The 20349-nt window shown below is 64.2% G+C and carries 22 protein-coding genes and 1 tRNA gene; 12 read left to right on the plus strand and 11 right to left on the minus strand.

Features of this window, described 5'->3' with window-relative positions:
* The 3 genes from AC0L27_RS16670 to AC0L27_RS16680 all read right to left on the minus strand — a co-directional run.
* On the minus strand, positions 1-1599 hold a 1599-nt coding region (locus AC0L27_RS16670; RefSeq protein ID WP_473319705.1), incomplete at its 3' end, for a CheR family methyltransferase.
* A gap of 192 nt (positions 1600-1791) precedes the next feature.
* Positions 1792-2058, minus strand: coding sequence for a hypothetical protein (locus tag AC0L27_RS16675; RefSeq protein WP_354209365.1), 267 nt, complete (start codon positions 2056-2058; stop codon positions 1792-1794).
* A gap of 7 nt (positions 2059-2065) precedes the next feature.
* Positions 2066-3073, minus strand: a complete 1008-nt coding sequence (locus tag AC0L27_RS16680) for a chemotaxis protein CheB (RefSeq protein ID WP_354254989.1) — start codon at positions 3071-3073, stop codon at positions 2066-2068.
* 85 nt (positions 3074-3158) lie between these two features.
* Between AC0L27_RS16680 and AC0L27_RS16685 the strand changes: the two genes are divergently transcribed.
* Positions 3159-3563, plus strand: coding sequence for a response regulator (locus tag AC0L27_RS16685; RefSeq protein WP_354209409.1), 405 nt, complete (start codon positions 3159-3161; stop codon positions 3561-3563).
* 344 nt (positions 3564-3907) lie between these two features.
* On the opposite strand, the gene AC0L27_RS16690 is transcribed toward AC0L27_RS16685, so the two are convergent.
* Positions 3908-4690 carry an SDR family NAD(P)-dependent oxidoreductase gene (locus AC0L27_RS16690; RefSeq protein WP_354209363.1) on the minus strand — a complete coding sequence of 261 codons (783 nt, stop codon included), beginning with the start codon at positions 4688-4690 and terminating at the stop codon, positions 3908-3910.
* 172 nt (positions 4691-4862) lie between these two features.
* Between AC0L27_RS16690 and AC0L27_RS16695 the strand changes: the two genes are divergently transcribed.
* The 5 genes from AC0L27_RS16695 to AC0L27_RS16715 all read left to right on the plus strand — a co-directional run bounded on the left by AC0L27_RS16695 (position 4863) and on the right by AC0L27_RS16715 (position 9722).
* Entirely contained in the window at positions 4863-6038 is a 1176-nt protein-coding gene (locus tag AC0L27_RS16695; RefSeq protein ID WP_354209362.1) for a zinc-dependent alcohol dehydrogenase, read from the plus strand.
* An 11-nt stretch (positions 6039-6049) separates the two neighbouring features.
* Complete coding sequence (locus tag AC0L27_RS16700; protein WP_354209361.1) at positions 6050-6592, plus strand: hypothetical protein; 543 nt, start codon at positions 6050-6052, stop codon at positions 6590-6592.
* Between the two features lie 43 nt (positions 6593-6635).
* Positions 6636-8240: an alpha-amylase family glycosyl hydrolase gene (locus AC0L27_RS16705; RefSeq protein WP_354209360.1), complete on the plus strand. Its 1605-nt coding sequence runs from the start codon at positions 6636-6638 to the stop codon at positions 8238-8240.
* 145 nt (positions 8241-8385) lie between these two features.
* A complete protein-coding gene (locus AC0L27_RS16710) occupies positions 8386-8565 on the plus strand; it encodes a CsbD family protein (RefSeq protein WP_007603181.1) in 180 nt (59 codons plus the stop codon).
* Complete coding sequence (locus tag AC0L27_RS16715; protein WP_354209359.1) at positions 8562-9722, plus strand: DUF305 domain-containing protein; 1161 nt, start codon at positions 8562-8564, stop codon at positions 9720-9722. Before AC0L27_RS16710 ends, AC0L27_RS16715 begins: the two co-directional genes overlap by 4 nt.
* Before the next feature lie 12 nt (positions 9723-9734).
* Here the strand turns inward: AC0L27_RS16715 and AC0L27_RS16720 are convergent, their stop codons facing one another.
* Positions 9735-10343, minus strand: coding sequence for a cysteine hydrolase family protein (locus AC0L27_RS16720; RefSeq protein ID WP_354209358.1), 609 nt, complete (start codon positions 10341-10343; stop codon positions 9735-9737).
* Positions 10344-10599: 256 nt separating this feature from the next.
* Here AC0L27_RS16720 and AC0L27_RS16725 point away from each other — a divergent pair, with 256 nt between their 5' ends.
* Entirely contained in the window at positions 10600-11229 is a 630-nt protein-coding gene (locus tag AC0L27_RS16725) for a DUF1326 domain-containing protein (protein WP_354209357.1), read from the plus strand.
* A 64-nt stretch (positions 11230-11293) separates the two neighbouring features.
* Entirely contained in the window at positions 11294-12115 is an 822-nt protein-coding gene (locus AC0L27_RS16730) for a DUF2182 domain-containing protein (protein ID WP_354209356.1), read from the plus strand.
* Between the two features lie 153 nt (positions 12116-12268).
* Here AC0L27_RS16730 and AC0L27_RS16735 read toward each other — a convergent pair.
* Together AC0L27_RS16735 and AC0L27_RS16740 are read right to left on the minus strand one after the other, a co-directional pair.
* Positions 12269-12353: transfer RNA gene (locus AC0L27_RS16735), tRNA-Leu, on the minus strand.
* A 222-nt stretch (positions 12354-12575) separates the two neighbouring features.
* The gene (locus tag AC0L27_RS16740; protein ID WP_007603171.1) at positions 12576-12818 is read right to left on the minus strand and encodes a FliM/FliN family flagellar motor switch protein; all 243 of its coding nucleotides are present in this window, start codon (positions 12816-12818) and stop codon (positions 12576-12578) included.
* 80 nt (positions 12819-12898) lie between these two features.
* On the opposite strand from AC0L27_RS16740, the gene lipB reads away from it, so the two are divergent.
* Together lipB and AC0L27_RS16750 are read left to right on the plus strand one after the other, a co-directional pair.
* Positions 12899-13636, plus strand: a complete 738-nt coding sequence (gene lipB, locus AC0L27_RS16745) for a lipoyl(octanoyl) transferase LipB (protein ID WP_354209355.1) — start codon at positions 12899-12901, stop codon at positions 13634-13636.
* A 184-nt stretch (positions 13637-13820) separates the two neighbouring features.
* Positions 13821-14534 (plus strand): DNA helicase, encoded by a 714-nt coding sequence (locus tag AC0L27_RS16750; protein WP_354209353.1) that lies wholly within the window; start codon positions 13821-13823, stop codon positions 14532-14534.
* A 61-nt stretch (positions 14535-14595) separates the two neighbouring features.
* Here AC0L27_RS16750 and AC0L27_RS16755 read toward each other — a convergent pair whose 3' ends face one another.
* Complete coding sequence (locus AC0L27_RS16755) at positions 14596-15018, minus strand: tautomerase family protein (RefSeq protein WP_354209352.1); 423 nt, start codon at positions 15016-15018, stop codon at positions 14596-14598.
* Between the two features lie 112 nt (positions 15019-15130).
* Between AC0L27_RS16755 and AC0L27_RS16760 the strand changes: the two genes are divergently transcribed.
* Positions 15131-15985 (plus strand): LysR family transcriptional regulator, encoded by an 855-nt coding sequence (locus tag AC0L27_RS16760; RefSeq protein ID WP_473319710.1) that lies wholly within the window; start codon positions 15131-15133, stop codon positions 15983-15985.
* 12 nt (positions 15986-15997) lie between these two features.
* On the opposite strand, the gene AC0L27_RS16765 is transcribed toward AC0L27_RS16760, so the two are convergent.
* The 3 genes from AC0L27_RS16765 to AC0L27_RS16775 are packed head-to-tail and all read right to left on the minus strand — an operon-like array spanning position 15998 to position 18670.
* Positions 15998-17434: a TIGR01777 family oxidoreductase gene (locus AC0L27_RS16765; RefSeq protein ID WP_354209350.1), complete on the minus strand. Its 1437-nt coding sequence runs from the start codon at positions 17432-17434 to the stop codon at positions 15998-16000.
* A complete protein-coding gene (locus AC0L27_RS16770; protein WP_354209349.1) occupies positions 17431-18096 on the minus strand; it encodes a DUF4166 domain-containing protein in 666 nt (221 codons plus the stop codon). The genes AC0L27_RS16765 and AC0L27_RS16770 overlap by 4 nt, the downstream gene beginning before the upstream one ends.
* 16 nt (positions 18097-18112) lie before the next feature.
* Complete coding sequence (locus tag AC0L27_RS16775) at positions 18113-18670, minus strand: GbsR/MarR family transcriptional regulator (protein WP_354209347.1); 558 nt, start codon at positions 18668-18670, stop codon at positions 18113-18115.
* Between the two features lie 152 nt (positions 18671-18822).
* On the opposite strand from AC0L27_RS16775, the gene AC0L27_RS16780 reads away from it, so the two are divergent.
* A complete protein-coding gene (locus AC0L27_RS16780) occupies positions 18823-20343 on the plus strand; it encodes an ATP-binding protein (RefSeq protein WP_473319712.1) in 1521 nt (506 codons plus the stop codon).
* Positions 20344-20349 lie beyond the last annotated feature (6 nt).

A 20349-nucleotide genomic window follows, 5' to 3' on the forward strand; every position in this document is an offset into this window, starting at 1 on the left:
AGCGGGCGCGTAGCGCTCCGCGACCCGTTGCGCGCGGCGCTCCAGCCCGACGTCGGGGCGGAACGAGCGCAACGGCGGCACCTCGGCGGGCGCCCTGCCCGCGACGGTCGTGATCGGAAATTCCGGCGGCAGCCGCGTTCCGGTCTCGAGCTTCTTGAAGATGCGGGCGCGGCGATCGATCGGCGCAAACAGTTTTGGATGCCGCGTCACGTTCTCGGAATTGCCGAGGAACAGGTAACGATCCGGCAGAAGCGCGAAGTGGAAGAGCGGGATCACCCGGTTCTGCAATTCGGCATTGAGGTAGATCAGCAGATTGCGGCAGGAGACGAGATCGAGCTTCGAGAACGGTGCGTCCTTGGTCACGTTGTGCTGCGAGAAGATGCACATCTCGCGCAGCTCCTTGACCACGCAATAGGTATCGCCCTCGCGCACGAACCAGCGCGCCAGGCGCTCGCTGGTCATGTCCGTCTCGATCTTGGTGCGATAGCGGCCGACGCGCGCGGCCGCCAGCGCCCGTCCGTCGATGTCGGTCGCGAAGATCTGAACCTGCGGCACGGAGTCCATTTTGGCCATGTGCTCGCGCAGGAGGATACCGATCGAATAGGCCTCCTCTCCGGTGGCGCAGCCGAGCACCCAGACGCGAACCTGCTGGCCCGCGCTCTTGCCTTCGAACATCTTCGGGACGATCTGGCTCTCCAGCACCTCGAATTCGCGCTTATCGCGGAAGAATTCGGTGACGCCGATCAAGAGGTCGTTGAAAAGGTGCTGGGCCTCATCGTCGTCGTTGCGTAGGAAATCGACATAGGCGGAAATCTCGGCGATCTGAACCACCTGCATCCGCCGCTGCACGCGACGCAGGAAGGTGTTTTGCTTGTAGCCGTGGAAATCATTGCCGGTCTTGCTGCGCAGGATGTCGGCGATGCGCGACAGCGAGGTCGCGGCAGCGGCCAGCACCTCGTCGAACCCCTGCTTCTCTTCCAGCCGCCGCAGATGACGGGCATAGACCTGGATGTGCTCGGCGATCTCTTCCGGAGAGAGCACATAATCGGCGATCGCCGCCGGCGTGTTGGAGTCCTCGAGATGCTCAGCCTCGTCGCTCGCGCCCTTTTCGGCGATAGCGAGACCACCATGATCCTTCAGCGTCGCGGTGCCCAGCGTGCCGTGGCCACCGATGCCGGACAGGATCACGCCGATCGATTGCTCGGCGCGTTCTTCCGCCAGCGAGACCAGGAAGCTGTCGATTGTTGCCCGCTCGCCGGGCGCCTGCTCGGCCGCGCGGACGGCGAAGCGACCGCCCTGGATCGTCGTGATCTGCGCCGGCGGGCACAGATAGATCGTGCCGCCCTCGATGGTTTGCCCGTCGCTGATGTCGGCGATCTTGCCGCCGTTGGAGTTTTGCACGATCCGGCGCAGCCGCGGCTCGTCGAGCGCCTCGTGATGTTGCAGCGCCAGCACGACGGCCTGATCGGCGCCCACGGTCAGCTTGGAAAAGAACCGCTCGACGCTATCCAGTGCTGTCGGCGCGGCGCCCACCCCGATGACCAGCGGGGACCTGGTCTGGCGCTCTGTTTCGACCGATTGGTCGCCGATTTCATGCATGGTCTCGGTAGCTCTCATTCATTGGCGTGAAGCGGGACGCCCGCTCGCGGCAATATCAGAAATGATGTTATCCCAACAGGTGGAAGGCGGAAACGTCGCGCTGCGTTCCATACGGCGAACATCGGTGTCAATTGCCGACCAGAGATGTACGCGCCCGGCATGGAGCCAGGCGGCCTGCCAACGCCCCCTGGATCACTCCGGACCGACTTGCTGCCGGAGATAGCTAATCCGCTGCTCGATCAGGATGCGGTGGCGGAGCCATTCCGTCAGGGTCTGCTTCAGCACCTCGACCAGCCGCTCCGCCTGGCCTGCGTCGTGGCCACCGGCACTGAGTTCACGGATCCGCTCCTCCTGATCGCGGATGCGCTGGCAACCCTCCTCGATATCCTGATCGGCCTTGATCAGATGGCGGCGCTCGGTATCGAGCTGCTCGGTCCATTCGGCGAGGGAAATGGTCATGGCGACCTCAAGCCTCCCGCTTGCGAACCGGAGGATCGAGCGACTTTAGCACGACGCGTCGGATCATGTCGGCATATTCGCGATATTCGGCAGCCCGCGCCTGGTACATGTCGGCAACCGCAGGCCGGCCGTTGCGCCGGCCGTCGGCGGCCATACGCTGCACCAGCTCAGCCCGCTCCTCGATGATGCGCAGTGCGATCCGCAGGGCTTCATCCACTTGCCCCTCCTGCTCTTTTGCGAGGACGTCGGCGGCAAAGGCGTGGCCCACCTGGCACCGGAAGCGCATCGGGTGCGATTCTTTCACCTCGGACAGCACGCCCCCGCAGGCCGGACAGGTCAGCGCAACCGGATCGGCCATCGAGACGAGACGGTCACTGCCGATCCGTTCGCCGGCCGCGATCTCGACCTCGAGCCGGATCTCCGGCGGGATCGGCAGCGCGGCGCCGGCAGCCTCCCTGGCGAGATCGGACAGGACATCGCCCATTCCGGCGCCGGGGACGCAAAGATCAATGATGGTCGCCTCCAGGGCGCTCCTTGGCATTTCATCGGCGATGGCGTCCGAGGGGTCCTGTACCACCGAAATTCCGCCGCAACGCTTGATGGCGTTGAGACCGGCCGCACCGTCCGACAATAGGCCGCTCAGGAGCACACCGATGACGCGCGGGCCGTAATTGATGGCGGCCGAGCGGAACAAGGCGTCGATGGCCGGCCGGACCATGTTCTCGCGCGGACCGCGCCCGAGGAACACGCGATCTTCGGACAGCAGCAGATGATGGTCAGGTGCGGCCAGATAAACCTGGCCGGGCTCGATCCTCATGCCGTTTTCGGCCTGCCGGACCGGCAGCGGGCCGGCACTGCTGGCAACTGTCGATAGAATGCCGATGCCCTGCGCCGGGATGTGCAGGACGATGAACACCGCCGCGGGCAGATCCGGCGGCAGCCGGCCCAGGATCTGCTTCAGCGGTGCGGTCGCGCCGGCAGAGCCACCTATGACGATGATGTCGCGGTTGCTCATGGAACCCACTTTCGGTTGTAACGTTGTACCAAGGCGGGCCACCGCCCAATGTTCCTACCCGCCGGAAGGAAGCCACGGAAGCGCCATGGCGATTTCGCCTGCACCGTCAGATCCACTCTCGCCGCTCACGGGGCGGCGGATCTTCATTGTCGAGGACGAATATTTTCTCGCCGATGACATTGGCAAGGCATGTCAGGCGCTCGGTGCAGAGGTCGCGGGGCCGGCCGGTGATCTCGACGACGCGCTCAGGATCCTGCGAGATGGCGGCATCCTGGATGCCGCCGTGCTCGACGTGAACATCCGAAGCGAGATGATCTTTCCTGTCGCACGCGAACTTAAGGCACGGAACATACCGTTCCTCTTCACGACCGGCTACGACAAGGTCACGATCAGTCCGGAATTCCACGACGTGCCGATCCTGGAGAAACCGATCGATCTGCCGGCGATGGCTCAGAGGCTGGCCGCGCTAATCGCCGATCCGCACGGTTGAGCCTGATAGCGATCAGAATAGATGCGCGAAAGCGAGCCAGGCGGTCACCGCCAGGCACAGGAGCACCGCAGCATAGGGCAACGCGATCCGCAATCAGCAGCCCTCCCGGCCGTCAGCCCATCATCATCCAGACGATCGCCGCCATCATCACCAGAAAGCCCGTGATCGCCGTTGCGACAAAGGCCTGTTCGACGCGATCCATCGGCATCACAGCCCCCTTTTCCCAGCCGAACCAGTCTGAAGGCTCGGGGAGTTTTACGCATTAGGCTATGTGAATCGGCGTGCTCCTTTGTTGGTCCGCGGGATCTGCCGCACCACCCAGCACAGATTGCGATGGCACTATTCTACGACTTCGCCGTGCCCGGCTCCGCCATCTTGCGATGCTGTTTTGCCAACATCTCGTTCGGCGTGACGTTGGCGATTGTGGTCTGAAGCTTGTTCTTCATGCCGGTTACGATGTCGGACTCGCCCCGCAACATGGCGTCGAAGCCGGCCTTCGCGACGTCGTAGGCACTATCCTTCTGCTCGGTGCCGACCTTGGTGTCCATCATGTCGGCTCGGCGGAAGAACTCGGTTTCCGTGGCGCCCGGCATCAGACAGGTGACGGTGACGCCGCTGTCGCGCAGCTCCTCGCGCAGTGCAAATGAGAATGAATCGAGGAAGGCCTTGCTGGCGTTGTAGACCGCCTGAAAACTGCCCGGCGTGAATCCGGCGATCGAGCCGGTGATCAGGATGCGGCCCGAATTGCGGCGAAGCATCTCGTTGCCGGCGCGATGGATCAGATACAGCGTGCCGGTGATGTTGGTATCGACGAGGTGCTTGATCCTGGCAAAATCCTGATCGAGGAAGGCCTTGCCGAGGCCGACGCCGGCGTTGGCCAGCAGGGCGTCGATCGGCCGGTCGCCGACCGCGGCGCAGAGCTTGTCGACGCCTTCAGTGGTGGCGAGATCGGCCTCGACCGCCTCGACGCTGGCGCCGAGCCTGCGAAGATCGACGGCCACCCTCTCGATCTCGGGCTCGTCCGCCGCGATGACAAGGTTGAAGCCTCCTTTGGCACAACATCTGGCGAGTTCCAGGCCGATGCCGGTGGAGGCGCCGGTGACGACGGCGAGTTGATTGGCGGCCATGAGCGTATCCTTCGCTTGTCCTTGAGTGGGATTGATGACGCTCCAATCACCGCAATGGCCGCTCGTTCCTATCGGGACACAGGCTGGTGCGGCGCGAAGATTTTGCACTGGACGATAGCAACCATCGTTCGTTGTTCGACTTGGATGCCTCGTAGCTCGCGGGAGAACAGAGATGAAGGCGCTGGTTTGGCACGGCAAGGAAGACATTCGGTGCGACACCGTCACCGATCCTGAGATTCAGGATCAACGCGACGCGATCATTAAAGTCACGAGCTGCGCCATCTGCGGCTCGGACCTCCACCTCTTTCACAATTACATTCCGGGCATGCTGCCCGGCGACATCATGGGCCACGAGACCATGGGCGAAGTGGTCGAGGTCGGCTCCGGCGTCGACGGCAAGCTGAAGAAGGGCGACCGCGTCGTCGTGCCCTTCACGATCATTTGCGGCGAATGCGACCAGTGCAAGCGCGGCAATTACTCGGTCTGCGAAACCACCAATCGCAAACGCCATCTGGCAGACAAGGCATTCGGACACACGACGGCCGGCCTGTTCGGCTATACGCATTTGACCGGCGGCTATCCCGGCGGCCAGGCCGAGTATCTGCGCGTGCCGTTCGCCGACGCCACCCACATCAAGGTGCCCGACGGCATTCCCGACGAGAAGCTGCTGTTTCTCAGCGACATCTTCCCGACTGGTTGGCAGGCCGCCGCGCAATGCGACATTGAGCCGACCGATACGGTCGCGATCTGGGGCTGCGGGCCCGTGGGGCAGATGGCGATCCGCAGCGCCATCCTGCTCGGCGCCAACCAGGTGATCGCGATCGACTGCCTTCCCGAACGGCTCAGCATGGCCGAAGCCGGCGGCGCCACCACCATTAATTTCGAAAACGAAAGCGTCCTGGAGCGGCTCGAGGAGCTCACCGACGGCAGAGGCCCCGAGAAATGTATCGATTGCGTCGGGATGGAGTCGCATGTGATGGCCTCCCTGCCCGACACGCTGCTCGATCGCGCCAAGCAGATGGTGATGGTGGAGAGCGACCGGCCGCACGTGCTGCGCGAGATGATCTATGTTTGCCGTCCCGGCGGCATCATCTCGGTGCCCGGCGTGTACAGTGGATTCTCCGACATGCTTCCGATGGGCGCCTTCATGAACAAGGGCCTGCAGATGCGCACCGGCCAGACCCACGTCAACCGCTGGACCGACGACCTGCTCCGCCGCATCGAGGAAGGCGAGATCGATCCGTCCTTCGTCATCACCCACACCGTCCCGCTTAGCCAAGGCCCCGAGATGTATCAGGTGTTTCGCGACAAGCGCGATTCCTGCGTCAAGGTCGTGCTGAAGCCCTGAGGAGTAAGTCCATGTTCCATTTTTCCAACATCGTTCGCACCAAGGGCGACCCGAAAATCGTCGAGGGCGGCCCGAGCCTGAAGCGGCCCGAAGACCAGCTCGCCCGTGCGCTCGGCTGGTTCAGCATCGGTCTCGGCGTCGTGGAATTCTTCGCCCCGCGGCGCGTCACGGAGACGCTGGGCATGGAAGGCCATGAGACGTTGGTTCGCACCTTCGGCGTGCGCGAGATTCTGGCCGGGATCATGACGCTCTCGGTCGAGAAGAACGCCGGCCTGTGGGCCCGCGTCGGCGGCGACGGCCTCGATGCCGCCGCGCTGCTCTCGGGGCTGACCGCGGACAATCCCAAAAAGGGCAATATCGCGCTGGCGCTGCTGATGGTCGGCGGCATCGCGATGCTCGACTACCGCGCCGCGCAGGATACCAAGCCGCAGCGGCCGCCGCGCGACGCACGGCGCAAGCTGTATCCGAACCGTAGCGGCTATCCCAAGGGCATCGAGAGCGCCCGAACCGCGGCCAAGCAGATCGCAGCGAACGCTACGACGGGACGTACCTGAAGGCCACACGACGAGGTGATGCAAGACGAGGTGATGCAAGGCAATGAGCGAGGCGTCCCGTAACGAAGGTGCGTGGTGGAAATCCGCCGTCATCTACGAAATCGCACTGATCTCGTTCCAGGACTCGGACGGCGACGGCAAGGGCGACCTCGCCGGCCTGACCTCGCGGATCGACTATCTGAAATGGCTCGGCGTCGACGCGGTGTGGCTGACGCCGATCCACAAGAGCCCGTTCCGCGACCTCGGCTACGACATCTCCGACTACTGCTCCATTGACCCTGCGTTCGGCAACCTCGACGCGTTCGACCGCCTGCTCAAGGCCCTGCACACGGCGGGGATCCGCCTGATCCTCGATCTCGTGCCCAATCATACTGCGAACGATCACGCCTGGTTCGTCGAGAGCAGCAGCTCACGGAACAGCGCGAAGGCCGATTGGTACATCTGGGCCGACGCGGCCGAGAATGGCGGTCCGCCCAACAACTGGCTGAGCCGCTTTGGCGGCAGCGGCTGGGAGTGGTGCGAGGCGCGCCGGCAATATTACTATCATTCCTTCCTGGTCGAGCAGCCCGATCTGAACTGGAGAAACCCGCAGTTGCGCGCCGCGATTGCCGATGTCATGCGCTTCTGGCTCGATCGCGGCGTCGACGGCTTTCGGGTCGATGCCAGCGCCGTCCTGATCAAGGACGCGCTGCTGCGTGACAATCCGCATAACCCGCAAGCGGGATGCAAGCCGCCGCCGCAGCGCCAGACGCCCGTCTTTACCGACGATCGGCCAGAGACGATGGATTGCATCGAATTCATCCGCGAAGTGATCGACGGTTATCCGGGACGAATGTTATGCGGCGAAGTCCAGGGCAAGACCGACCGCATCGGCCACTTCTACGGCAACGACCGACCGCGCCTGCATCTGCCGCTCAATTTCGCGCTGCTGGACTCGCAATGGGATGCGCTGTCCCTGCAAGCAACGATCGACGCGTATTACAACGCCATCCCGGATCATGCTTGGCCGGTCTGGGTGATCGGTGGCCATGACAAGCAGCGGATCGCGAGCAAGATTGGCGAGCCGCAGATGCGGGTGCTGGCGATGCTGCTGATGACGTTGCGGGGAACGCCGTTCTTCTTCATGGGCGACGAGATCGGCCGCAAGCGCGTTCCCATTCCGCCCGACCGCGTCCACGATCCCTTCGAGAAGCTCGTTCCGGGGTATGGCCTTTGCCGCGATCCTGAACGCGCGCCGATGCGATGGGATGACAGCAGCAACGGCGGCTTTACCACCGGCGATCCATGGCTGCCGCTGGAGCCGCCCGACGGCGCAGCCAACGTGGCCGCGCAGCAGCGCGACGCGCGTTCGATCCTGGCGCTGTTTCGGGCGCTGATGACGCTGCGGCGTGAGCATGCCTGCCTGCGCCGCGGCGGCTACGAGCCGCTACGATCGCAGAACGACGTTCTTGCCTACAGGCGGACGGATGGCGGCAAGGAAATTCTGGTCGTGCTCAACATCGCCGCCGAGCCGCGGAAATGGCATTGGCAAGGTCGCGGCCGCCTGCTGATGTCGACGCATCTCGACCTGCCGTCCGAGCCGTTGCCGGGCGCCTCAATCCTGCTCCGCGGCAATGAAGGCGTGATCATCGAACTCGAGCCAAGATGACGGCCGAGGAACCATCCGCGCGTCAGCGAGTCTCATTCAACGCTTCCGACGTCCCCCCTGCCGGAGGCTGAATAGACGAAACTGCGGCCCCGGCGCTCATCCCCCTTCAAGCGCCGGGGTCACGGCGTGAGCCTAGAGGCAGACCATGAGCAAGACCAAGGGCCTCGGTCAGCGGATCGCTGGCAAGGCGAAACAGGCCGTCGGCGAGATCGTCGGCGATCAGGATCTCCATGAGGAAGGCAAGGAGCAGGCGGAGCGCGGCCGGGACGAACAGAGCAAGCCGAGCGAGCTCAATCCGTTGAAGAAACTCAATCAGCTGACGTGAACGCCGCCGCGCCGTCAGCCATTTCCAGTTCAATTCGCCCCGCTGATGAAGGCGCCTCACGGCGGCGCTCGCGCTGGGTCGCCGCTGCCGAACTCGGCCTGATCAGCAGCACCTTCTCGACCATCGTCAGCCAGCTCTTCGCCGCGCGCCTCGGACGCGATGCCGCCGTCGACTGGATGACGGTCGCCGCCATTCCCGCGCGCGATTGGGCGATCAGCGCAGAGCCGTCGTGGAGCGCGGTGCTTGCCGGGATCGCCTTCCATCAATGGGCGGACTTCTCCTGGGCGGTGGTCTTCTTCGGCGTGCTCGGGCGCTGGACCGCCGAGTTGCGGCCGCTCACGATCCTGCTGCTCGCACTGCCCTGGGCCGTGTTCTCGTCGAGCATGGAATGGTTCGTGCTGGTGCCGCTGTTTCCGTTCTGGCAGCCGCTGTTCACGCTGCAGCAGCCCTACTGGATCGGCCTGCTCGTTCACGCCTCCTCGGCCGTGATGTATCCCCTGTTCGCCCGGTTGCGCTGGAGGCGAGGCGCGGCACCCGCGCGCGATGCTCGCTTCACCAATGCCTGGATCACCGGCGCGCTGGCTCTGATCGCGCTGCTCGGCGCGACCGCGTTGTTCGGCAGCCATGGGTACGAGCCGCCATGGATGGGCCGCGACAGGGACGCGGACCAGAGTTACATCCGTCATATGACCGCGCATCATGCCCAGGGCATCGAGCTGGCCCGGACCGCAACGGAGCGCGCGCAGGACCCGCATCTGCGAAAGCTGGCGATGCTGATGGTCGCGAGCCAGACCGGCGAGAACCGGATTTTTGAGACGTGGTGGTTGAGCTGGTTCGACACCGAGATGCCCGATTGCAGCTCAGACGAACGTGCCGCCATGCCGGGCTTCCTGACACAGGCCGAGATGCGACAGGTCAAGGCCGCGCCGGCGGATCAATTCGACACGCTGTTCGTCGAAACAATGACCAAGCATCACGCCGGCGCCGTCAGGATGGCTGACCAGATGTGGCATAGCGGCGGCGATCTGCGCCTGCGTGTGATGGCCCACGCCATTCGCCACGAGCAGCAGGGCGAGATCGCGCTGATGCACGGCGCCAGCGGCATTGCCGCCGTCGCCACCGCCTTCCACAACATGCTCGGCGACAATTTCAATTGACCGGATCGTCCCCTACTCCCGCCAGAACTCCGCCAATTCCTCGGCGGTCATCAGATCGACCTGACCGTGAAAGCGGGTGCGGTACATCGTCATCAGTGCATCATGTCCGACGTCGGACGAGCTGCACAGCGCATCCTCGACGATGACGACCCTGAAGCCGAGATCGACGGCGCTCAGGACCGTCGAGAGTACGCAGACGTCCGTCTCCGCCCCGGTGATGACGACCGTGCCGACATTCTTCTCGATCAGCAAGCTCGCGAGGCCGGGATTGCTGAACGCCGAATAGGCCGGCTTGTCGACGACGGTAGCCGGCGGAACGAAGCGGCTCAGGGCGGGCACGAGTTCAAGGCCCGACGGCGGAAGATGTTTGCGGGTCGCTTCGCGCCAGCGACGAAAATAGCTCTGCCATTGTCCGGGCCGATCTTCCGGATCTTCCGGCGTGATGAATCGCGTGAAAATCGTTCTGACCTGATGTCGAGAAACGATCGAGGCGATCGTCGGCAAGACCCTCGCCATCCATGGCGTCTCCCAGAGACCGCCAGGAGCGAAGATGTTCTGCATGTCGATGCACAAGTGAACGGCGTCGCTGATGTCGGTCACTTCCGACGCGCTGTCTTTCATCGTTCTCCACCATCAGGAACATGGCCATGCGCCGGAGCCGGCATTTCCGCAGCGACCTCACCGACTGCAATGCGATTCCGACGGCCATCGTTCCACGGTCATCCGCGCCGGAGGAAGTGCTTGCCGACGCAGACCAATCAAGAGAAGCCCGGCATCGGTGGAATCGGCTTGCGCAGCTTCCCAACCAAGCGTAATTTTCAACTCTACGTAGCTCATTCGAAAGCATCTATCGGGTTCGGCCAAGCGGGAGACAGCAATGGCGGATGTCCCATGGCACCTTTCCGGTGACTATTTCGAGAATTGCAGTTGCAGCATCGTGTGTCCCTGCCTGGTGTCGGCGGCGCCCCCGTTGACCGCGCGACCGACCGAGGGCTTCTGCAACGTACCACTGATCTTCCACATCGAGACCGGCCGCTATGGCGATATCGCGCTCGATGAGCTCAATGTGCTCGTCATCCTCCACGCACCTGGGGTCATGGCAGACGGAGACTGGTCGGTGGCCGCCTATATCGATCAGCGCGCCAACGATGACCAGACCGAGGCCCTGGCTGCAATCTTCACCGGCGGTGCCGGCGGTCCCATGGCCGCGTTCGCGCCGCTGATCAGCAAGAACCTTGGGGTGCGCAAGGTCCCGATCACGTTCCGGATCGACGGGAAGACGCGCTCCGCGGAAATACCCGGCATCCTGCACATGTCGGTCGATCCGCTACCGACCATGCATCCGAGCGGCGAGATGTGGACAAACATCGGCCATCCGGTCAGCCCCGACGCCATGGTGATGGCCGTCGGCGCCGCCGGCAATACCTTTAGCGATCATGGCATGCGCTGGGATAATTCCGGCAGGAACGGCCTGTATGCACCGATCCGCTGGTCGAACCAGGCGTGATGGTAAACTCCCGATACCGGCTGTATCGGCGCTGGCAACATCGATCGCACAATATCGATCGCAAATGACGGACAGCCCCCTGGAAGCCGTGCTGCGGCGCGATCGCTGGATCGTCGGCGGTGCGATCGTCCTCATTGTCGCGCTGGCATGGAGCTATGTGCTCTGGCTTGCCAACGACATGGACATGGGCGGCATGGACATGACCGAGTTCCGCATGATCCCGGCCGGGACCGGAATCATGCTGCCGGCCAACGAGCCGTGGCGAACGATCGAGTTCGCCTATGTGTTCCTGATGTGGGCGGTGATGATGGTTGGAATGATGGCTCCCTCTGCCGCGCCCATGATCCTGATGTACGCCCGCGTAGGCCGACAGGGCAAAGCGCAAGGCAAGCCATTCGCCGCGACCGGCTGGTTTGCTGCCGGTTATCTTTTCGCCTGGTGCGGCTTTTCGCTGGCAACCACCTTGCTCCAATGGGCGATCGAGCGGGCTGCCCTGCTGGATTCCCGGATGGCGATCGCGAGCAACCTGCTCGGCGCCATCGTGCTGATCGCGGCGGGCGTCTATCAATGGACACGGCTGAAAGACGTCTGCCTCGCCCAATGTCAGTCGCCCTTTCTATTCCTGATGCGCCACGGCGGCTTTCGCAGCGACCTGCGAGGCTGCGTGCTGCTGGGCTTTCGGCATGGAGGCTACTGTGTCGGCTGCTGCTGGGTTTTGATGGCGCTGTTGTTCGTGGGTGGCGTGATGAACGTGCTCTGGATCGCGCTTCTGTCGTTGCTTGTACTTTTGGAGAAAGTCACGCCCTTGGGACGCTGGATCGCGCGCGCTGCCGGCATTGCCTGTGTGGCCGCCGGCGCGTGGCTGCTGCTGGCCTTGCCGCAGTGATTAGGGGTCGCGAACGAGGACCGCGCCGACGGAGCGAACCCTCGGCCGGGAGATCAAAAATCGGAGACTTCTGGAGGCCCCATTCCAGGGTCCGCAGCGCGAACCCGGCGGGCATTGAAGATCGCGAAAAGATCCTTCGCGTGTCTGTTTGCTTGGTGCGCTCGGAGGGACTCGAACCCCCACGATTTTACTCACTGCCACCTCAAGGCAGCGCGTCTACCAATTCCGCCACGAGCGCTTTTGGGGATGCCGGCTTGAGGCTTGAAGGCCAACCGGATCAACGGCGCCGATCTAACAAATCCATCAGAGGGGTACAAGCCTCCAAAGGCCCTGAATTCCACAAGCTTGGCAGGAAAGTTCCGGCTCTTCGCGCCGGGATCGGCCTTTTCCGCCTGCCCAGGCGGCTGCGCGTGCCCGGGCCGCTACCGCGTGCCCAGGCCGCTACCGCGTGCCCAGGCCGCTACCGCGTGCCCGGGATGCGTGGCAGCATCTGCTTGACCTCGACCGCGATCCGGTTGCGGTCGACCAGCACGACGCCGGAGGCGACCGGCAAATTATTGGCCAAAACCTTGACCTCGTCGGCCTCGGTTGCGTCCAGCTCGATGATGGCGCCGCGGGAAAGACGTAATACCTGGTGGATCGGCATGGTGGTCGTCCCGAGGACGACCATGAGATCCACGGTGACTTTGTCGAGAGTAGGCACTTCAGCACCACCGCAACTTGGGACTAGGACTAGGGACTTGGTATTTGCGCCTGCGATCATCACCCGGTTATGGTTAGCCAATGGTTAATTCACCCCAAAACCCCCGCCAAGAGCTCGATTTGACGTCGTTTTCCGCCTCCTCCGGCGAGCCGGTGGAGTGGCGGATTTCGGACGCGCCCGTGCCCTATCCGGAGGCCGTGGCCGAAATGGAAGCGCGCGTCGCGGCGATCGCCGCCGGTGAAGCCCTGGAGCTGGTCTGGCTGCTGGAGCACCCCCCGCTCTACACGTCCGGCACCTCCGGCAAGGAATCCGACCTGCTCGATGCCCGATTCCCGACCTTTGCCACCGGGCGCGGCGGCCAGCTCACCTATCACGGGCCCGGCCAGCGCGTGGCCTATGTCATGCTCGACCTCAAGCGCCGCCGGCCGGATGTCCGGGCCTATGTCGCGAGCCTTGAAGAGCTGATTCTGCGGACACTCGCTGCCTTCAACATCCGTGGCGAACGGCGCGAGGACCGGGTCGGCGTCTGGGTCAAGCGGCCCGACAAGGGACCCGAGCACGAGGACAAGATCGCGGCGATCGGCGTCCGGCTGAAGCGCTGGGTCTCGTTCCACGGCATCGCCATCAATGTCGAGCCGGAGCTTTCGCATTTCGCCGGCATCGTGCCCTGCGGCGTCGCCGATCCGCGCTACGGCGTCACCTCGCTGGTCGATCTCGGCCAGCTCGTGACGATGGCCGATGTCGACGTCGCGCTCCGGCAGGCCTTCGAGGAGCTGTTCGGGCCGACCCGGATGCTGATGCCGGAAGCGGCGGTCTAACTTCCGGTCTCTCTCATTCTCCGCAAAGCCGGAATCAGCTACGGTCGATTCCGGTGTCGCCCACGCCTCCCCCCTCCGCCGGGAAAGCAGATGTCATGCCGGGCGACTAAACCATCGGACCGACTGTTCGAGCGCCAGGCATAAGGAGGGGTTGCGTTTCAGCTCGCAATGGGAGGTTTTTGCGATGAGACTGTCTGCACCCATCTATCATCTGAAGCGAAGAGCGAAGCGCCTGTCCCGCGAGGAAGGCATCCCGCTGCACGATGCGCTCGACCGCATCGCCGCGACGGAAGGCTTTTCCGCCTGGAGCATGCTCGCGGCGAAAGCGGCCGCAGCGACGCCGGCCAACAGGCTCTTCCCGCAATTCCGACCGGGCGACCTGGTGCTGGTCGGCGCGCGCCCCGGCCAGGGCAAGACGCTGATGAGCCTCGAGCTTGCCGTGGAGGCGATGCGGTCGGGCCACCGCGCGGCGTTCTTCTCGCTCGAATACACCGAGAAAGACGTCTTCGATCGCTTTCGGGCGATCCGCGTGGACCTCGCGCAACTCGACAAACTCTTCGAGGTCGACTGCTCCGACGCCATCAGTGCCGACTACGTCGTCAAGCAGATGGCCGCAGCACCGCGTGGCACGGTCGTGGTGATAGACTATCTGCAACTGCTCGACCAGCGGCGGGAAAATCCCGACCTCACCGTTCAGGTGCGCGCGTTGAAATCATTCGCGCGCGACAAGGGATTGATCGTCGTCTTTATCTCGCAGATCGACCGCTCCTATGATCCCTCGCTCAAGCCCTGCCCTGACCTGGACGATGTCAGGCTGCCAAACCCGCTCGACCTGAAGCTGTTCGACAAGACCTGTTTCCTGAACAAGGACGAAGTTCAGTTTCGCATAGCGAGCTGACGATCAGGAGGCCCAACCGGTTCAGGCCGCGGGTGCGGTCGTTCACCCGCGGCCTCGCTCCTCATGCCTTCTCCGGCGAAACCTCGAGCTTGCCGGCGATGTAGCGCCGTTCCTGGGTCAGGCCGCCAAAGCCATAGGCGTCGCCCTTGACCTCGTCGACATGCAGATAGGTCTCGTGATGCAGCGGGCCCAGGATCCCGGCCATGCGCTGGAACATCGCGGCGAGGTAGGTGGCCTTCTCGTCCTTGGTGTTGGTGCCTTCGCTGATGTGGATGTCGATCCAGTAGCTCGCCAGCTTTTGCTCCGCGAGCGACTTGCCGCCGGCGAACCAGTCGCCCGCCTCCACTGACTTCACGATGATGGCGGTGACCTCCGGATCCTTGTGCAGGATTTTTGCGGTAAGCTCGGACACGGCGCTCGCGATGTCGGCTTTCAGCGAAGGCGACTGGCGGGAGGTGGTGTAGGACACGGTGATCAGCGGCATGGTCGTTCTCCTCGGATGTCGCGCAAGTGTTGCGCGGCGTTGGGGAGAAGCTAGACCCGCCCTCCACATTTTGGTATCTTATCTCTGTTGATACCAGTGATAAGATATCATAATGACAGCAACGCTCGACATCGCCACGGTCCAAGCCTTCCTGCTGGTCGCCGACCTCCAGAGCTTTACGCGGACCGCCGAAGCGCTCGGCACGACGCAGGCAGCGGTTAGTCTGAAGCTGCAACGGCTGGAAACGCTGCTCGGCAAGCGCCTCGTCGAGCGCTCGCCGCGCGCAGTCCGGCTCACGGCAGACGGCGCGACCTTCCTCGAGCGCGCCCGCGCCCTGATCGCGGCGCATGATCGCGCGCTGTCGGGCGAGGCGTCAGTCGCGCAGTCGCTCTCGCTTGGCATCTCCGATCACGCCGCAGGCCCCGAACTGGTACCCCTGCTCGAACGCCTGCATGCGATGTCGTCGAACCTCACGCTCGCCGTCACCATCGGTTTCTCGCGCGAGATGCAGGAGGCCTATGATTCGGGCCAACTGGATGCGGTGATCGTGCGCCAGGAAGGCAGCCGCCGCGGCGGCGAGACGCTGGCCGAGGACGAGTTCGGCTGGTTCGCATCACGACGCTTTGCCGTGCCGAAGGGCGAACAGTTGCCGCTCGCGACGCTCGCCCCACCCTGCGGCGTTCGCGCCATCGCCGTGCGCGCGCTCGACAAGGCCGGCCTCAAATGGCGTGAGCGCTTCGTCGGCGGCGGCGTCACTGCCGTGGTGGCAGCCGCGCTCGCCGGACTTGCAGTCGCGCCGCTGGCGCGACGGATCGCGCCTCCCGGGCTGGTCGACATTGGGCCGACGCACAAGCTGCCGAAACTCGGCAGCTCGAAGGTGATGTTGCATTCGAAGGTCAGCGATCCCGCCAAGCTGGCGGCATTGCGCGCGGTGGCGGCGACGTTTCGGAGCGTGGCGGCGGTCTGACGCCGCACGGCCTTACAAGATCGCCTCGAACGCGCTTCGCAGCGTCTCGTGGCGAAACACAAAACCGCGGCTTAACGCCTTGTTCGGCAGCACGCGCTGGCCGCCGAGCAGGAGTTCGTCGGCGAAGCCGCCGCCGATCCGGCGCAGCAGGCCGCCGGGAATGCGAAACACGGCGGGTCGATGCAGACGGCGGCCTAGCTCCTCGCTGAACTTTGCGTTGGTGACGGGGATCGGCGCGGTGGCATTGACGGGACCCGTCAGATCAGGCGTCGCCATCACATAGGCGATCAGCCGGATCAGATCGTCGCGCTCGATCCAGGACATCCACTGCCGCCCGGTGCCGATGGGACCGCCGAGCCCGAACTCGAACGGCGTCAGCATGCGCGTGACGAAGCCGCCTTCGGTGCCGAGCACGAGGCCGATGCGCAAATTGACCACGCGGACGCCGAGTTCCTCCGCCGGTCGCGCCGCCGCCTCCCAGGCCGCGCACAGCTCGTGGCTGAAGCAGGCGTGCGACTTCGCCGATTCCGTCAGCACCTGGTCGGCCCACAGGCCATACCAGCCGATCGCAGAGCCGCTGACGAGCACCTCGGGCTTGCGCTCCAGCCGCGCGATCAATCTTACGATCTCGCCTGTCATGTCGATGCGCGACCCGAGGATCTTCGCGCGCTTCGCCTCGGTCCACAGGCCGTTGCCGATCGGCTCGCCGGCGAGATTGACGATGGCATCGATAGGCGTGTCCGAGGCGAGCTGATCGAGGCTGGTGATCAGCGTGACCGGCGGCGGCAGAATATCGGCCTTCGCGGGATTGCGGATCAGCGCAATGACCTGATGCCCTGCTCCGCTGAGGCTCGCTGCGAGGCGGCTGCCGATGAAGCCGGTGGCGCCTGATATCAGCACGGTCTTGCGGCCGGAGAGCTTTTCGACGAGCCCATGTGCGGGAACGCTTCGCATGCGGCCGAGCCGGCGCATCGCCGCGAAATCCCTGAGCCCGCAGAGCGCCGCACCAACCGCACAGGCCATCGCGGCAATGCTGAGCAGGCCCTGATACACGACCGTCACGCCGACGGGCTGCATGGCCCAGTCGATCAGCACCGGCAGCAGCAGCACCAGGATGGCGCCGTAATTGATCGCGAGCAGCGTGTGATTGATCCGCTCGCTCGGCGGCAGCTTCCGGCTCAGATCCTCCTCGACGAAATCCATCAGCGTGATGACGATCTCGGCAACCAGCACCGCGACGACCAGCAGCGCTAGCACACCATAAACTTCGAGCCAGCCGAGCACGAGGAACAGCAGCGCATAAAGCATGTTGCGGATGCCGTGCAGCTTCAGCTCAAAGCGCTGCGACGGACGCCAGGCCAGGCGCTCGGTGAATTCGTGGTGATAGAAGGTGTCGAACACGCCCATCACGATCTGGATGGCGATGAGCGTCCACATGAGCTGTGTCATGACACGGCCTCCTTGAACATGGCGGACTGGTGGATCAGCGCGCCGTAACGCGGATGAACGACATCGAGGGTGAAGCGGAAGGCGCCCTCGCCGAGATCGCTGTGCGTCACCGTGAGTTCGCCCGGCGTCAGCCATCGCGGCAGCGGAATCCACAGACGTCCAAACTGGAGCCCATAACCGGCGCTGCGAAACGTCAGCGCCTGGTCCTCGACTGCGATGCGGAGCGCCATCGAGACGCCGAAGCCGACATATTCCTCGAGCCCGGTCGGGCCGGCAAAGCGTTTGGCGGAATGGATCACTTGCGGAAAGCCGCGCTTGCGCGCGCAGATGCGGGTCCAAGTCTGGCCGCCGCCCCCGGCGTCTTCGGTTACCGTGACGACGATGGGGACGCCGGTGTCGCGGCCGGTCGGCAACGGACCGCCGATCAGGCGCGCGGCTTGGGCGAACCACCAGCCGATGCCGCTGAAGCCGATCTCATCGACCACACCGACATAGACGACGCTGTCGCCGTCGGCGACGCGTTTCGAAAAGCGTCGCCAGGTCGCCAGCGGCAGCCGGCCCCAATCCTCGTCCGACAGCAGCGCGCGGAAGCGGCGATCGTCGAGCAGTTTCGTGTGAGCGAAGGTCGATGCGTTGGAGCCTGATAATCTTGCCGACGTCATCGCACCCTCCTCAAACCTATTTGGTCTTGCCCAGCGGCAGCAGATTGGCGATCTTCTCGCCAAGCCGCATCAAGGCGACCAGCCGCGGCCGCGGCACCTTCAGCATTTGCATGAACCAGTGGTCGGCGAGCTCGGTGAAGGCGAGCATCTCCTTCAGCCGTTTGCTCGCGACCGGATTGATGGTCGGATCGTCGGCGGCATCGGACACGCAGGCCCTGAGCGCTGTGATCGCCGGATCAAGCTCCCGCTCCTTGCGCCGCGCCGCGATCCTGGCAGCGACCTCCCAGATGTCGGTCTCGGCCTCGTAATGGTCACGGCGATCGCCGAGAATCGGGACGCGCCGGATCAGGTTCCAGGCGAGCAGCTCCTTGAGCGAGTTGGAGACGTTGGAGCGGGCCATGCCGAGGGTGTCGGCGATGTCCTCGGCCGTCATCGGCGCCTCGGCCAGATAGAGCAGCCCGTGGATCTGGCTGACCGAGCGATTGACCCCCCACTGGTCCCCCATGTCACCCCAATGCAGGATGAAGCGCTCGACGGCGGCTGGGAGTTTCTTTCTTCCTGTTATTTCTGTCATAACAGAAATATCTGACGAATAGGATCGGCTGTCAAGAGCATCCCCTGGCTTGCGCCCTGCATACGGGCTCGCAATATTGCCTAAAAAGGTTCCAAGCTCGGGGAACAATCCGCCACCTGCGGCGTTTGCCCCCGTTAAGGCAGGGTCCGGGAATGGTCGAGAAGTTCAGTCAGCAGAGAGACTTGTTCGAGAGTGAACGCAGTTTCCGCCTGTTGGTTGAAGGGGTCGCGGACTACGCGCTCTACATGCTCGACCCCACCGGGATCATCACCAGCTGGAACATCGGCGGCGAGCGCATCAAGGGCTATTCGCCCGGGGAGATCCTCGGCCAGCACTTTTCCCGTTTCTACACCGAGACCGACCGCGCCAACGGTAAGCCCGCCCGTGCGCTCGGGATCGCGCGGGACAAGGGCCGTTACGAGGAGGAAGGCTGGCGCGTCCGCAAGGACGGCACCTTCTTCTGGGCGAGCGTCGTGATCGATCCGATCTACGAGGACGGCAAGCTGGTCGGCTTCGCCAAGATCACGCGCGACATCACCGAGCGCCGCAATACCCAGATCAAGCTCGAGGCGATGCAGAAGCAGCTCGCCGAATCCCAGAAATTCGATGCGCTCGGCCAGCTCACCGGCGGGGTGGCCCACGACTTCAACAATCTCCTGATGATCATCAGCGGCAGCCTCCACATGCTGAAACGCGGGGCCGACGACGAAGCCAAGCTTCAGCGCGCGATCTCGGCGATCGAGACCGCCGCCAGGCGCGGCGCGGCGCTGACCAATCAGCTCCTCACCTTCGCACGGCGGCAGAGCGTCAATCCGCAGGCGATCGACTTCGCCGACCGCATCGCGGCGATCCGCGAGGTGCTCGACGCCGGCGTCGGCAGCTCCGTGCGCCTGGCTTTCGACGTCAGCAGCGACGTCTGGCCGATCAGGACCGACGTCTCCGAGCTCGAGACCGCGCTGCTCAACCTCGTCATCAATGCCCGCGACGCGATGCCCGACGGAGGCACGGTGACGATCGCAGCGCGCAATCTCGTGCTCGACGAGGACCCCCTCGTGGGCGAATTCATCGCGATCGACGTCAGCGATACCGGCCTCGGCATTCCCTCCGACGTTCTCGACAAGATCTTCGAGCCGTTCTTCACGACCAAGCCGATCGGAAAAGGCACCGGCCTCGGCCTCTCCCAGGTGCACGGCTTCGCCCATCAGGCCGGCGGCACGGTCCGGGTCGCGAGCGCGCTTGGCAAGGGCACGACCTTCACCATCCTCCTGCCGCGCGGAGAAGACGAGCCATCGCGCGAGGCGGCGGGAGAACCGGCGTTCCAAGGCAGCGGCACGGTGCTGCTGGTCGAGGACAATCCGGACGTCGCCGCCGTCAGCATCGGTCTTCTGGAGCAGCTCGGCTATCACGTGCGCCGGGTCGCGGACGCCGAAGCCGCCTTAAGCGAGATCGAGAAGAACGGCGTCGACTTCGTGTTCTCGGATATCGTCATGCCCGGCAAGATGGACGGGCTCAGCCTCGCCCATCACCTCCGCCAGATCCGCCCCGGCCTGCCGATCCTGCTCGCCACCGGCTACAGCGAAGTCGCCGCAGGCGTGCGCGGCGATTTCCCGATCCTGCGCAAGCCCTACGAGATCCACGAATTGAGCGAAGCGATCGCCAAGCTGCCACGGTGATTCTTT

It is taken from the genome of Bradyrhizobium sp. Ken51 (assembly GCF_055807435.1).